13 protein-coding genes are annotated in these 13661 nt (G+C 56.5%); 7 read left to right on the top strand and 6 right to left on the bottom strand.

The annotated features are described in order from the left end of the window. Positions 1-53: 53 nt before the first annotated feature. Both ACR0ES_RS04005 and thrS read right to left on the bottom strand, forming a co-directional pair. The gene (locus ACR0ES_RS04005) at positions 54-356 is read right to left on the bottom strand and encodes a BufA1 family periplasmic bufferin-type metallophore (protein ID WP_209503410.1); all 303 of its coding nucleotides are present in this window, start codon (positions 354-356) and stop codon (positions 54-56) included. A 221-nt stretch (positions 357-577) separates the two neighbouring features. Next, entirely contained in the window at positions 578-2536 is a 1959-nt protein-coding gene (gene thrS / locus ACR0ES_RS04000) for a threonine--tRNA ligase (RefSeq protein ID WP_480869565.1), read from the bottom strand. Positions 2537-2747: 211 nt separating this feature from the next. On the opposite strand from thrS, the gene ACR0ES_RS03995 reads away from it, so the two are divergent. The 4 genes from ACR0ES_RS03995 (at position 2748) to ACR0ES_RS03980 (ending at position 5945) form a co-directional block, all read left to right on the top strand. Next, complete coding sequence (locus ACR0ES_RS03995; protein ID WP_480869562.1) at positions 2748-3497, top strand: alpha/beta fold hydrolase; 750 nt, start codon at positions 2748-2750, stop codon at positions 3495-3497. Beyond that, positions 3494-4489, top strand: a complete 996-nt coding sequence (locus ACR0ES_RS03990) for an alpha/beta hydrolase (protein WP_480869560.1) — start codon at positions 3494-3496, stop codon at positions 4487-4489. The genes ACR0ES_RS03995 and ACR0ES_RS03990 overlap by 4 nt, the downstream gene beginning before the upstream one ends. Before the next feature lie 41 nt (positions 4490-4530). Further along, positions 4531-5145 (top strand): hypothetical protein, encoded by a 615-nt coding sequence (locus tag ACR0ES_RS03985; protein ID WP_480772952.1) that lies wholly within the window; start codon positions 4531-4533, stop codon positions 5143-5145. A gap of 83 nt (positions 5146-5228) precedes the next feature. After that, the gene (locus ACR0ES_RS03980; protein WP_480772886.1) at positions 5229-5945 is read left to right on the top strand and encodes an alpha/beta fold hydrolase; all 717 of its coding nucleotides are present in this window, start codon (positions 5229-5231) and stop codon (positions 5943-5945) included. Here ACR0ES_RS03980 and ACR0ES_RS03975 read toward each other — a convergent pair. Both ACR0ES_RS03975 and phaZ read right to left on the bottom strand, forming a co-directional pair. Next, positions 5936-6523: a DUF6151 family protein gene (locus tag ACR0ES_RS03975; protein ID WP_480473455.1), complete on the bottom strand. Its 588-nt coding sequence runs from the start codon at positions 6521-6523 to the stop codon at positions 5936-5938. The two genes, ACR0ES_RS03980 and ACR0ES_RS03975, sit on opposite strands and share 10 nt — an antisense overlap. A gap of 5 nt (positions 6524-6528) precedes the next feature. Next, the gene (gene phaZ / locus ACR0ES_RS03970) at positions 6529-7800 is read right to left on the bottom strand and encodes a polyhydroxyalkanoate depolymerase (protein WP_480869557.1); all 1272 of its coding nucleotides are present in this window, start codon (positions 7798-7800) and stop codon (positions 6529-6531) included. Positions 7801-7911: 111 nt separating this feature from the next. On the opposite strand from phaZ, the gene ACR0ES_RS03965 reads away from it, so the two are divergent. The 3 genes from ACR0ES_RS03965 (at position 7912) to phaR (ending at position 10979) form a co-directional block, all read left to right on the top strand. Beyond that, complete coding sequence (locus ACR0ES_RS03965) at positions 7912-9714, top strand: PHA/PHB synthase family protein (protein ID WP_480869555.1); 1803 nt, start codon at positions 7912-7914, stop codon at positions 9712-9714. A gap of 131 nt (positions 9715-9845) precedes the next feature. Then, complete coding sequence (locus ACR0ES_RS03960) at positions 9846-10292, top strand: phasin family protein (RefSeq protein ID WP_209503426.1); 447 nt, start codon at positions 9846-9848, stop codon at positions 10290-10292. 135 nt (positions 10293-10427) lie between these two features. Beyond that, the gene (gene phaR, locus ACR0ES_RS03955; RefSeq protein WP_480869553.1) at positions 10428-10979 is read left to right on the top strand and encodes a polyhydroxyalkanoate synthesis repressor PhaR; all 552 of its coding nucleotides are present in this window, start codon (positions 10428-10430) and stop codon (positions 10977-10979) included. A gap of 48 nt (positions 10980-11027) precedes the next feature. Here phaR and ACR0ES_RS03950 read toward each other — a convergent pair whose 3' ends face one another. Together ACR0ES_RS03950 and ACR0ES_RS03945 are read right to left on the bottom strand one after the other, a co-directional pair. Next, positions 11028-12242, bottom strand: a complete 1215-nt coding sequence (locus ACR0ES_RS03950; protein ID WP_480869552.1) for a DegT/DnrJ/EryC1/StrS family aminotransferase — start codon at positions 12240-12242, stop codon at positions 11028-11030. 113 nt (positions 12243-12355) lie between these two features. After that, positions 12356-13660 carry an NAD(P)/FAD-dependent oxidoreductase gene (locus ACR0ES_RS03945; protein WP_480869548.1) on the bottom strand — a complete coding sequence of 435 codons (1305 nt, stop codon included), beginning with the start codon at positions 13658-13660 and terminating at the stop codon, positions 12356-12358. Position 13661 lies beyond the last annotated feature (1 nt).

Here is a 13661-nt window from a genome sequence, read left to right as displayed (position 1 = left end):
GAAAGGGAAAGGGCGGGCGATGGTGCCCGCCCCTTGAAATCGTCAGGCCAGTCTTATGCCGGCAGGTCGCGGTCCAGCGCTTCCAGCGAACCTTTGCGCGGTGTGCCGTTTGCTTCCGCAGGCAATTCGATGTCGGCGCAGGTGCCTGCGTCAACCAAGGTCCATGCGTTGCCCTGATAATCAACGGTCGAGGTGCCCGCGCAGGTGGTGCCGGGGCCTGCGGCACAGTCGTTCTGACCGGCCAGCGATACGCCATAGCACTTTTCTTTTGCCTGTGCGCTTGCTGTGGTTGCGACACCCGATACGGCGGCTGCGACTGCGGTTGCGATAACCAGGGACTTAGCTGTGTTCGACATCTCGGTAATCCTCTTGATGACTGGGTATGTCTGCTTGTGACAATGACAAAGGTAGTGGCTTGGTGGGCAGAGTTGAATTCACGAGCCCGTGTCTCACAAGCGCGTCATGGGGCGGCCTGCCCCCTTGCAGCGTAATACACTGTTTTTGATGAAGAAAGGGTGAAATGTTACAATCCGACCCCTTAGTAGGGGTCGGATTTTTTTGGAAATGGTGCTGTTTGTTACAGCAGATCTGGCGGGGTGGCGGCGTGTGCCAGCTCTTTTGTTACAACATCAAGCGGTTGTACCTGGGTCTGTTTTTCACCCAGTCGCCGCACGCTTACGGTGCGTTCGTCAACTTCGCGGTGACCGACGGCCAGAATTACAGGTACTTTGCCGACCGAATGCTCACGGACCTTATAGTTGATCTTTTCATTGCGGATGTCGGCCTCGGCCCGCACACCCGCAGCACGCAGGGTTTCGACCACTTCGGTGACATAGTCGTCCGCGTCGGACGTGATGGACGCGACGACGACCTGACGCGGGGCCAGCCAGAACGGCAATTTGCCTGCGTGTTCCTCGATCAAGATACCGATGAAGCGTTCGAACGAACCAAGTGTTGCGCGGTGCAGCATGACCGGGCGGTGCTTGGCCCCGTCGGCGCCGATATAGGTGGCATCCAGCCGTTCGGGCAGAACGAAATCGACCTGGAAGGTGCCGCATTGCCAGTCACGCCCGATGGCGTCCGTCAGCACGAATTCCAGTTTCGGACCATAGAATGCACCTTCGCCCGGGTTCAGTTCCGGTTCGATCCCGGCGGCACGGGTGGCGGACAAAAGCGCCGCTTCGGCCTTGTCCCAGACATCGTCCGATCCGGCGCGGGTTTCGGGACGGTCTGAGAACTTCACCGAAAAATCCTCGAATCCCAGATCCTTGTAGATCACACTGAGGAAACGGATGAATTCGGCGGTCTCCGCCTCGATCTGTTCTTCGGTTGAAAAGATATGGGCGTCGTCCTGCGTGAACCCGCGCACCCGCATGATGCCATGCAATGCGCCAGAGGGTTCGTACCGGTTGCACGATCCGAACTCGGCCATACGTAGCGGCAGGTCGCGATAGGATTTCAGACCTTGCTTGAAAATCTCGACATGGCAGGGGCAGTTCATTGGTTTGAGCGCGTTGACGGCCTTTTCGCGGGCATGTTCCTCGTCGACTTCGACAATGAACATGTTTTCCTGGTACTTGTCCCAGTGGCCTGAACGTTCCCAAAGCTTGCGGTCAACGACCTGCGGCGTGTTTACCTCCACATAACCACCCCTGCGCTGCTGACGGCGCATGTAGTCCTGCAACTGGGTGTAGATGGTCCAGCCATTGGGGTGCCAGAAAATCTGACCGGGGGCTTCTTCCTGCATGTGAAACAGGTCCATCTCGCGGCCCAGTTTGCGGTGGTCGCGCTTTGCGGCCTCTTCCAGCATATGCAGGTGGTCTTTCAGCTTTTCCTTGCCGGTGAAGGCCACGCCGTAAATGCGTTGCAACATCGCGCGGTTGCTGTCGCCGCGCCAATAGGCGCCAGCGATGGACATCAGCTTGAACGCATCACCGGGAACCTGACCGGTATGTTGCAGATGCGGACCGCGGCACAAATCCTGCCAGTGGCCGTGCCAGTACATGCGCAACGGCTCATCCCCGGGAATGGCTTCGATCAGCTCAACCTTGTAGGGCTCGTTATTGGCCTTGTAGAACTCGATGGCCCGTTCGCGGTCCCAAACCTCGGTGGTGACAGGGTCGCGCTTGTTGATGATCTCTTTCATCTTTTTCTCGATGAGACCAAGATCTTCGGGCGTGAACGGTTCGTCCCGGTCGAAGTCATAATACCAGCCGTTTTCGATAACGGGTCCGATGGTGACCTTGGTCGCAGGCCAGATTTCCTGCACGGCGCGGGCCATGATGTGGGCCAGATCGTGGCGGATCAGCTCGTTGGCCTGGACGTCATCCTTCATGGTGTGGATGGCAATTTGCGCATCGGCTTCGATGGGCCATTGCAGGTCCCAGTGTTTGCCATCAACGGTGGCTGAGATGGCTTTTTTGGCCAGCGAACTTGAAATATCGGCAGCCACCTGCGCAGGCGTAACCCCTGCGTCATAGGAACGTGCATTGCCATCTGGGAAAGTGAGAGAGACGGATTTTGAATCCAGGGCCATGTCGGCTCTCCTCGTCGGTTTGGCGCCCACTGAACGCCCGGTTGCGGGTTATTTGCGTCTGGCTGATGTGGCAGGTGGATATGCCTGTGTCAAGTGTAGGGGCGAGGGGCCAGCCCCTCGCGCTCCCCGGAGTATTTGAAAAAAGATGAAGTGGGCGGAATTGCACTCGGGGGTGGGGCGTGCATGATGCAATAAAAGGAAAGAAGGTTTCATGGCAGCGACGAATTTTCTGGAGACGCCGCAGGGGCGGCGACTGGCTTATCACAAGACCGAAGGGGCAGGGCCGACCATCGTTTTTCTGGGTGGGCTCATGTCGGATATGGAAGGCACCAAGGCAGTCCATCTGGAAGCTTGGGCGCAGGCGCGGGGGCGGGCCTTTTTGCGGTTTGATTATTCCGGTCACGGCGAAAGCTCTGGTGCTTTCACGGATGGCTGCATTGGGGATTGGCATGAGGACACTGTTGCTGCGGTCGATGCCTTGACCAAGGGGCCGCTGATTGTTGTCGGCTCGTCCATGGGAGGGTGGCAGGCGCTTTTGCTGGCCAAGGCCATGCCGGACCGGATAGCAGGTATGGTCACGATCGCCGCCGCGCCGGATTTCACGGAAGATGGCTATTGGGCTTCATTCACCGATAACCAGAAAGCCGCCCTGGAAACGGTCGGGCATGTCGAGTTGCCGTCCGATTACATGGAGCCTTATATCGTCACCAAACGGATGATCGAAGATGGGCGGCAGCGCCTTGTACTGCGCGACACGTTGAACCTGCCGTTCAAGGTTCGTTTCCTACAGGGAACAGCGGATACAGCCGTATCGACGGAAACGGCCGTTCGGTTGCTGGACCACGCAACAGGGCCGGACATGCAGCTTCTTTTGGTCAAGGATGCCGATCACAGGTTCTCGGATGATGCATGTCTTGGCTTGATCGAGGCGGCGGTTCTGGACGTGTTGGGAGACGCATGATACGGCGTTTGGGACGGCTTCTGGGGCGCTTGTTCCTTGCGTTGATTGCCCTCGGCGGCCTTGTCTACTGGTTTGGCCCGCGCGAAGAGGTGAACTTGCACCCAAGCTTTGATCCGCGCAAGTTTGGTGAGGGCGTACAGGTTTATTTCGAAAGCACCGAAGCCGCGTTTGACGATATCGTTCCGGGTGTCGAAAAACGAGTAGTCTGGCAAGATGGCCATAACGAGCGGCGCACCCCGTATTCCGTTCTTTACATCCATGGCTTTTCAGCAAGTTCCGAGGAAATCCGGCCAGTACCAGACCTTGTGGCAGACGCCCTGGGGGCCAATCTGGTTTACACACGCTTGCAAGGTCACGGGCGAACCGGATCAGCCATGGCAGAAGGCACTGCCTCGGGCTGGATGCAGGACACCGCCGAGGGATTGGCAGCCGCGCGTGCTGTTGGGGACAAGGTGATTGTGATCTCAACGTCGACCGGTGCGACGCTTGCAGCCGCCGCCGCTTTGGATGCCAGCCTCAGCAAAGATGTTGTCGGCATGGTCTTTGTCTCACCTAATTTCGGGGTCAACACGTCTGCGGCCTGGATCCCCACTTTGCCATGGGCAAGGGATTGGTTACCGGTCCTGATGGGGGACGAACGCGATGTATCGGGGCCAGACCCGGAGAAGAACAAATATTGGTCTACTGTCTATCCGTGGGAATCGGTCGTACCGATGTCCGTTCTGGTTGAAAAAGTCTATGCGCTGGATTTCTCGAATGCCCTGGTGCCCGTGCTGTTCTGGTTCTCGGACAACGATCAGGTGGTGCGCCCTGACCGAACCCACGAGGTCGCCAAACTGTGGGGTGCACCAACATCCGTCAAACTGGTGACAATGGGCCCCGAGGATGATCCGTCATCTCATGTTATTGCCGGTCGCCTGATGTCGCCAGGGCAGACCGGCGCGGCTGTGGACGGTATTCTGGATTGGCTAAAAGGGCTGGGGGTGGAATGATGGCGGCCTCGGGTCGTGGGACGATGCGAAAGCCGGGCAGTATGTGGAGCCTTGAGACGTTGGGGCGCGTTCGTCTGTCCCGGTATTTCTTCATGCGCGATTTCCTCTATTCCGAGATCGGGAACTTTCACCAGAAACAGAACATTCCAGACAACCCGGATCTGGCAATCGAGACAGGACGTGCGTTCTGTGAAACTCTGCTGGACCCTCTGGAAGAGACCTTTGGCAGGATCGCCGTGCGCTCGGGCTATCGCTCACCGTCGCTAAACAGGTTTGGGAATGAAAACAAACTGAACTGCGCCCGGAATGATCACCCGTTGGAATGCCACATCTGGGATCGTGGGGCCGGTGATGCGCGGATTGCCGGGGCGTCTGTTGTAATTCCCTGGTTCGCGGATCAGTATGCGCAGGGCAGGGATTGGCGGGATCTGGCATGGTGGATGCATGATCACCTGGATTACTCCGAGATCTGGTTTTTTCCGAAACTCTGCGCTTTCAATCTGGTGTGGCGCCCTAAACCGCAGCGCCGGATTGACAGCTACATTGCGCCACGCGGATGCCTGCTGAAACCGGGCGCTGAGCCCGAGGAAAGTACAGCTTCACGACGGTCCCGCTATGCTGACTTTCCGGCTTTTCTGGCAATCGCCTATCCGTGACGTTCCGCTGGTTTGAATGTAATAAACTCTCAACCTGACTACAAACCCAAAGACTCGGAAAACCGAGCGCATGGAGGCCCCGTGTGATCGAGCCGCTGGTACTGCTACCTGGACTGATGTGCGATGCCCGACTGTATCGCCCTCAGATCGAGGTGTTTTCGCAGACGCGACCCGTAACCGTTGCGCCGATTTCCGCAGGTGAGCGTATCGAAGAGATCGCCTCGGGTTTGCTGGACCAGCTTCCACATCGGTTTGCACTGGCCGGATTAAGCATGGGTGGTGTGGTCGCGTTAGAGCTGATCCGCCGGGCACCGGAACGTGTGTCACGCCTGTGCCTGATGGCCACTGATGCACAGGCGGACACGCCTCAAATGGCTGCCAGTCGCGAAGACCTGATCATTGGCGCGCAGGGTGGCCGGTTGGAGGAGGTCCTGCGGAAACTTGTGGGGTCCGACACGCTGGCACCGGGCCCGCAGCGCATTCCCATCCTGAACGGCTTGTTGGCAATGGCACAGGATTTGGGTGTTGAAACCTTCGTGCGTCAAATGCGTGCTCTGCAACGCCGCCCGGATCAACAGGCCGCATTGCGCCGCATCAAGGTGCCCACGTTGGTTCTGTGCGGTGCGCATGACACTCTGACACCGGTTAAACGACATTCTTTCATGGCAGAGCTCATTACCGGAGCGGAACTGCTGGTTATTGAAAAGGCGGGTCACTTGCCGACCCTCGAAACGCCCGACATCGTCAATGAGGCGCTGCAAACCTGGTTGGACGCCCAGCAACGGTTTGATTACTGGTAAAGCGTCGCGCGTTCGGTCTTTGAAATGACAGTTGGCGTCACTACGGGTTTACCGGTTTCTCGGTCGAAAAACGGTGTGTTCTTCCATCGCCCAGACAGGCGCGATCCGACGGCCCTGCGCAACAGTCCAAAAATAGCGGGGCCGGGATTTTCGTGCTTTTGCTTTCCGTTCGGTTGGGGAACAAACCCACGTGTCGTGACGGGCCCAAGCGCTGAAGCACCTCCCGCAACCCTGCCGACGATAACGCCAGCAAACGGGAGTTTCGCGGTTTTGGGCGTTGCCGCCAAAGGTGCGTTACAGCAACTGGCGTACCAACGCAGCATGCCCTTGGGGCTGAGTTGCATCGCCGCAAGATACTGACTTCCGGTGCTGATTTCGATCTCATCCGGTGCGATCTGAAAAATCTCGACAGGCGCAGGTGCAGGGTCGGGTTGCTTGAAATATAGTTGAGCGGCACGGCAATCGTGACAGAAACACTCAACATGTGTCCCTTGCTGAACACCGCGGGGTGAAATGCGTCCCTGCAAGTTGCCGCATTGGCAGGAAAAGGTAAGGCCATTTTGCGCTGACCCACTCATTTCGGTTAGGCAACCTTGTTGGAATTGGCCGCGCGACGGTTTGGTTTTCGCGCATTTTCGTTCATGAAATCAATCACAAGAGGACGAATGTTGTCGCGCCAGCTGCGGCCTGCGAAGATACCATAGTGACCGGCGCCGGGTTCAACGTGGCTTGCCTTTTTGCTGTCGGGCAGGCCGGTGCACAAATCCAGCGCGGCAATACACTGGCCGGGTGCAGAGATGTCATCATTTGCACCTTCGACAGTCTTCACCGCAACATCGGTAATCTTACTGATGTCCACCTTGTGACCCGCGACCACGAACTCGTTTCTCGCAATCTCTCGATTCTTAAAGACCCGCTCGACCGTCGAAAGATAGAACTCGGCAGTCATGTCCATCACGGCCAGGTATTCGTCGTAGAAGCGGTTATGGGCATCCTGATCCGAGGCTTCGTCCCGCATGACGCGCTGGATCTGGTCGGAAAACGCTTTGGAGTGACGATCTGCATTCATGGACATGAACGAGGCCAATTGCAGCAGTCCCGGATAGACCATGCGCCCTACGCCCTTGTACTTGAAGCCAACACGCTGAATCATTGTTTCTTCCAACTGGCCCATAGTGACGCGACGGCCGAAGTCTGTCACATCGGTCGGCGTGGCGTCCGGATCGACGGGGCCACCAATCAGCGTCAGAGTGCTTGGCTGGGCTTTGGGTTCAATCTCGGCCAGGTACGCCGTTGCAGCCAATGTCAGAGGCGCAGGTTGGCAAACGGCAACAACATGGGTGTCTGGCCCAAGCTCTTTCATAAAATCTACAAGATAGAGCGTGTAGTCTTCGACATCGAATTTGCCTGCGGATACAGGGATATCGCGCGCATTATGCCAATCTGTGATGTAGACTTCGCAATTGACCAGAAGGCTTTTCACCGTCGAGCGCAGCAACGTTGCATAGTGCCCGGACATCGGGGCAACCAACAGCACTTTGCGGGGTTGTTCTTTCCGGCCATTGACGCGGAAATGTACCAGATCACCAAAAGGGCGTTCCAGAACAGTTGTGATTTCAACCAGGTGGTCCTTGCCATCTTCGCAGGTGAATGTGCGAATACCCCAATCGGGCTTTGCCACCATCCGCTGGAACGTGCGCTCGGTCACTTCACCCCAGGCGGCCATCCAGTTGAATGCGGGGTTCGGCACCATGGAAAACATCGGATAAGACGCCATCGCGCTGGCGGTTGCACCAAGCCACTGGTTGGTGTTTCTCGTAGTTTCCATCAGGTCGTAGGTCATCATGTAGCGCATAAATGGGGCCTCCTGAGTGTCAGCCTGATAGTTCGGACCATTCGTCGCTTTGCCCCCCAGCACCCACGACGTTATTCTGCATAGCAGCGAGGTTAGGGGGGAATTGTTAAAATGACAACTAGTGAAGACCACATGCCAGACGTATCCGAAGAACACATTGAACGCCTTAAAGAAAATATGGATAAGGTCGAGAAGTTATCGAAGCGCCTGATTGAGGTCATGGCTGTAAAACGGCCCCACACGCCCGCGCTGGACGGCCCGAATCAAGAGCTTTTCGCACGAGCAGCAAGTGCCTATTGGGCAGAGGCTTGGCAAAATCCCGCCAAGTTGCTGGAACAGCAGATAGAATTTTGGGGCAAGTCAGTGTTGAACTTTGCCGAGGCGCAGAAAGCACTGACTGCGTCTGACGCGGAAAGCGAAGCACCCAAGCCAGAAGACAAGCGATTTTCGAACCCCCTTTGGGAGACCAATCCCTATTTCCGTCTGATCCGCCAGCAATACCAGACCAATGCGCAAGCAATAGCGCAGGCTGTTGCGTCCGTGGATGATCTGGATGCCAAAGACAAAAGGCGGCTGCAATATTTCTCGCAACAAATCGTCGACATGATGGCGCCGACAAATTTTCTGGCGACCAATCCGGATGCCTTGCAAAAAGCGGTCGAAACTGAGGGCCAGTCACTGATCAAGGGGTTGGAAAACCTTGTGTCAGATCTTGAGGCCAATAATGGAGAATTGGTCGTCAAACTGGCAGATGAAAGCGCTTTTGAGGTCGGCGGTAATCTGGCGACGACGCCGGGGGAGGTGGTTTATCGCAACCGGATGATGGAACTGATTCAGTACAAGCCAGCTACCGAAACGGTCTACGAGACCCCGATTGTTCTGTTTCCGCCCTGGATCAACAAGTTCTATATTCTGGACCTGAAAGCCCAGAACAGCATGATCAAATGGATCACCGAACAGGGGTATACCCTGTTTGTTGTAAGCTGGGTCAATCCGGACGAAAGCTATGCCGAAACAGGCATGGAAGACTACATTCAGGACGGTTTCCTGACTGCAATCGAGACGGCCAAGAAGATTTGCAAGGTCAAACAGGTCAACGCTGTGGGGTATTGCATCGCGGGCACCACCCTGAGCCTGACGCTGTCTCTGCTGAAACAGCGCGGAGACAAATCGGTCAAATCGGCGACCCTGTTCACCGCATTGACGGATTTTTCCGATCAGGGAGAGTTCACGCCCTTCCTTCAAAACGATTTTATCGACGGAATCGAAGAAGAAGTGAAAAAGGAAGGTGTTCTGCGGTCGTGGATCATGGCGCGCACTATGTCCTTCCTGAGATCACGTGACCTGATTTATGGCCCGGCCATTCGCAGCTATATGATGGGTGAAGTGCCCCCAGCCTTTGATCTGCTGTACTGGAACGGTGATGGAGCCAACCTGCCTGCGAAAATGGCGGTGGAGTACTTGCGTGGACTATGCCAGCGCAACGAATTTGCCACCGATGGCTTTGAGTTGCTGGGGCATAAGCTAAAGCTTGGTGACGTTGATGTGCCCCTGATGGCCATCACATGCGAAACCGATCACATCGCGGCATGGAAAGACTGCTATCGCGGTGTGCAAAAGATGGGCTCGCGATCAAAAACTTTCGTGGTTTCCGAGTCGGGTCATATTGCGGGTATTGTGAACCCGCCCAGCAAGAAAAAGTACGGGCATTACACTAACCCGGATTTGAAACCAGACGCCGCCACCTGGTTGAAGGAAGCCGACTTTCATGAAGGGTCATGGTGGCCCATGTGGGATGCCTGGCTGAAAAAGCGGTCGGGCAAGCAGGTACCGGCCCGCAAACCCGGCGATTCGAAGCACCCGAGCCTGGCTGCTGCACCCGGAACGTATGTAGTGGCAAAACCAAACGACTGATTTCATTCTGAAATTTAAAATTTTCTGCAATGCAGCAAGAAAAAACTTGCAATGCTGCATTGCAGCAATCATATTGTCCTCAAGCTGATGAAACCCGGGGTGGGCCCGGACTGGCTAAAAGGATTATGACAATGGCTAAGACCCAAGACTTTACCGCGATCATGAAAGACATGATGGGTGCATTCCCCGTGGACACAACCGCAATGGAAGGCGCATTCAAATCGACCGCTTCGCTGAACGAAAAGCTGTCGGGCGTTGCTCTGGAAGCAGCTGAGAAATCGGCAGAGATCTCGAGCAAATGGACAAAAGACACGTTGGCCAAACTGACCGAGATGTCGAAAGCCAAGGCAGAGCCTGCCGACTACGCAAAAGCAGCAACCGATTTCGCAAGCGCGTCCGCTGAAGTTGCAGCCGAGAACATGGCCGCTTTCGCAGAAATCGCAAAAAAAGTTCAGACCGAAACCGTCGAACTGCTGATGGCTGCTGGTAAAGAAGCTGCGGAAGAAGCATCCGCCGCTGTTAAAAAAGCAACCAACGACGTGACCACGGCCGCTAAAAAAGCTGCTGCTGCGAAGTAAGAAAAGTCAGCGAAACGCACCCGACCCTCCCTATAGGTGCAATCGCGTTGGGCAGGTCCATTGACCTGCCCTTTCTTTTTGTGCTGCACTCGCATAACCTGTGCTGCAACGCATCATCCTTGGGGAGGGAACCCGGTGTCGGACCAAGAAAAACCGCTGCTGATCAAGCGCTATGCCAGCCGTCGGCTGTATAACACCGAGACCAGCGATTACGTGACGCTCGAAGATATCGCGGGATTCATCCGTGACGGGCGCGAAGTACAGATCATCGACCTGAAATCCGGCGACGACCTGACACGGCAGTATCTGCTGCAAATCATTGCTGAACATGAAAGCCGCGGCGAGAATGTGTTGCCGGTCAATGTTCTGAATGATCTGGTGCGCAGCTACATGCTGCCGGGCGGGGGCATGATGCCGCAATTCCTGCAAAGCTCGTTCGATATGCTGCGCGAAAGCCAAAGCAAGATGATGGAAAACATGAACGCCATGAACCCGATGTCCCAGATGCCGGGTTTTGAAGCGTTGCAAGCACAGCAGCAGGCATTTCTGAAGGCTATGACGGGTGGGTTGTCTGGCAGATGGTCCTCGCCAGAGAAGGAAAGTGAAAAGTCAGAGCCGAAAGAGGATCTTGACGATATCAAGAAACAGTTGGCTGAACTTCAACAGAAGCTTTCGAAACTGAAATAGGGTGAGCCGGAGGAAAAGGCCCACCATTTAAGTGGGCCAGTTCTAGTCTCAGGTACCGTAGACCGGCATTGGGCCGGTCACTTCGCCAACGGCGGCCAGCAAAATATCTGCAATCACGTCCAGCTCTGCGCGCGTCAGGCGTACGGGCAGTCGGACGTCACACGCTTTCATCAGCATGTCACGTGTTTGCGGAAGCTCGAACGTTTCCGGCAGGAATTGCCAGTTCCAGAAGGCGCGCGCATTGTCCTGGCTCAGGCCAAAGACCTGAACTTTGACACCGCGTGCCTCGGATGCGGCGGCAAATGCGCGAATCTCGTGTTCCTGCAACCCAACCAGATTGAACTGAATCGAATCCGGCGCGCGCTGCTCGGGGGGCAAGGGTGCGGGCACGTTGATATGGGGTGAGGTATTCAAGCGTCCGGCAACATAGTCGTGGTTCGCCAGACCGTCGCGAACACGACGGGCCAGTTCCGGGATCTGCGGGCGGATCACAGCGGCGCTCAGGTTGTTCAAACGCAGGTTATAAAGCGGCAACTTGTTCTGCCAGCGAGCGAAGGCCTCTTCCAGCTCGGGCGAGTTGTCGCCGTGCGGTCCTTTGTGTTTCTTCCAGTTATGTTCGTACGCGCCCGACATGATGACGGCACGGGCCACCAGATCAGCATCGTTTGAGATCAGAATACCGCCTTCGCCCGCATTGATCATCTTGTAAGACTGAAACGAGAAACAGCCGACCTTGCCGATGGTGCCGATATTTCTGCCATGCCAGGTCGTGCCCAGCGAATGCGCAGCGTCTTCGATCACCGGGATGTCACGCGCGTCGCACAGCGCCATGATCGCGTCCATATCAGATGTGTGGCCGCGCATGTGACTGATGATCACCGCCTGAACGCTGTCGAGCTTGCCCTCGAAATCGGCCATGTCGATGCGATAATTCTCACCCACTTCGCACAGAACCGGGATGCAGTCCGCGTGAATGACTGACGAGGGAACCGCGGCAAATGTGAAGCCGGGGATCAGGACGCGCGCATCGCGCGGCAAACCCAGTGCCTTGAGTGACAGAAACAGCGCAGCAGAACAGGACGAAACAGCGAGAGCGTATTTTGTGCCCAGCAGTTCGGCAAACTCGGCCTCTAGCAAAGACACCGGGGCATCTTGCGGGGCGGTATAACGAAACAAGTCGCCCGACTGCATCAGGGCGTCGATGGCTTCTTTTGCTGCTTCTGGGATGGGTTCGGCGTCATGAACGTTTGGTGGAAGCGTCATATTTGGATTTCCCGAATTCTATCTTTGGTAAAGATAAAGCTATTCAGGTGGCAATCCAAGCCCTCAATCGCCGCGCCAGCGGAAATTCACCAATTTGTCACAAGTAACGTGGATCAGATCCCAAGCCGGTCCCGCAAGGCGAACCATGTCATTGCCAGCACCAGCAGCGGGTTGCGCAGGGCGGACCCGCCGGGGAAGGGCAGAGTTGGCACGCGGGCCATTGTATCGAACCCTTCTGCCTGTCCCTGAATGGCCAGCGCCATCAGTTGCCCGGCATGGGTCGCGGTGCCTACACCATGACCGGAATAGCCGGAAGCAGACAGAATGTTGGGTGCGATACGCACCAGATAAGGCATCCGCCGCATGGTAATGGCCAGCGTCCCACCCCATGCATAGTCGATTTTGGCGTCGCGCAGATGTGGGAAAATCTCGGTCATCGGCTTGCGGACCTTCGCAGCGACATCCGCAGGAAAACGATAGCCATAGCTTTCGCCGCCACCGAACAAAAGCCGGCCATCGGCGCTGAGGCGGAAATAGTTCACCACGAACTTGGTATCCGCGACCGCGACATCCTGAGTCAGGACCCGCGCAGCCTCGCTGCCAAGGGGTTCGGTCGCTGCAATGAAGTTGTTGATGGGCATGACACGGGCCGCGACGGTCCGGTTGAGATTGCCAAGATAGCCATTGCAGGCCAGCATAACATGGTCGGCCCTAACGTTCCCCCTGGCGGTCCGGATCAGGGCAGGCCGGGTTTCGTCAATACCGATGACTTCGGTACCCTCAAAGATGCGAACACCCGCTTTGGCCGCAGCCTGTGCCAACCCCAGCGCAAAGTTCAATGGGTGCAGATGAGCGGCCCCCATGTCCAGATACCCGCCCTTGTAAGCGGGTGAGGGGCACAGTTTGTGGCCTTCTTCTTCATCCAGTAGCTTGATCTGGTCATAGTGATACCGGTCGGACAGATGGCCTGCATGGTTATGCAGCTCTTTTCGTTCTGAAGCTGACAGACCCAGAACCGCGACACCGGGTTGCAAGTCGCACGCGATCTGATGCTTGGCGATCAGTGATTTGACCAGATCCTTGGCGTCTTCGGCCAACTCCCACAGCTTTGCGGCATCCGGGTCGCCAACAAGACGCTCGAGGTCTTCCTGATCCATCCGCTGCGCGCTGCCCAGTTGGCCACCATTGCGCCCCGAGGCACCAAATCCGACACGGTGGGCTTCAAGCAGAACGACATCTAACCCCGCCTCGGCCAGATGCAATGCTGCGGACAGGCCTGTGTAGCCGCCGCCCACAACGCAGACATCCGCCGAAATATCTTCGGCCAAAACAGGAAAGCGTTCCGTTGGGTTTGCCGTCGCGGCATACCAGCTGGCAGGATATTCGCCCTTGCGGTCATTGGAATAGAGCAGGTTCACG

The sequence above is a fragment of the Ruegeria sp. N7 genome, assembly GCF_056531345.1.
Note: the sequence above shows the minus strand (reverse complement) of the source record. Positions and strands in the feature narration are given on the sequence as shown.

What these genes read in the sequence shown, in the direction of transcription:
- thrS (WP_480869565.1), bottom strand. Translation starts at nt 2,536, where the DNA reads ATGGCCCTGGATTCAAAATCCGTCTCTCTCACTTTCCCAGATGGCAAT.
- phaZ (WP_480869557.1), bottom strand. Translation starts at nt 7,800, where the DNA reads ATGCGCTACATGATGACCTACGACCTGATGGAAACTACGAGAAACACC.
- ACR0ES_RS03995 (WP_480869562.1), top strand. Translation starts at nt 2,748, where the DNA reads ATGGCAGCGACGAATTTTCTGGAGACGCCGCAGGGGCGGCGACTGGCT.
- ACR0ES_RS03990 (WP_480869560.1), top strand. Translation starts at nt 3,494, where the DNA reads ATGATACGGCGTTTGGGACGGCTTCTGGGGCGCTTGTTCCTTGCGTTG.
- ACR0ES_RS03960 (WP_209503426.1), top strand. Translation starts at nt 9,846, where the DNA reads ATGGCTAAGACCCAAGACTTTACCGCGATCATGAAAGACATGATGGGT.
- ACR0ES_RS03985 (WP_480772952.1), top strand. Translation starts at nt 4,531, where the DNA reads ATGTGGAGCCTTGAGACGTTGGGGCGCGTTCGTCTGTCCCGGTATTTC.
- ACR0ES_RS03975 (WP_480473455.1), bottom strand. Translation starts at nt 6,523, where the DNA reads ATGAGTGGGTCAGCGCAAAATGGCCTTACCTTTTCCTGCCAATGCGGC.
- ACR0ES_RS04005 (WP_209503410.1), bottom strand. Translation starts at nt 356, where the DNA reads ATGTCGAACACAGCTAAGTCCCTGGTTATCGCAACCGCAGTCGCAGCC.
- ACR0ES_RS03950 (WP_480869552.1), bottom strand. Translation starts at nt 12,242, where the DNA reads ATGACGCTTCCACCAAACGTTCATGACGCCGAACCCATCCCAGAAGCA.
- ACR0ES_RS03965 (WP_480869555.1), top strand. Translation starts at nt 7,912, where the DNA reads ATGACAACTAGTGAAGACCACATGCCAGACGTATCCGAAGAACACATT.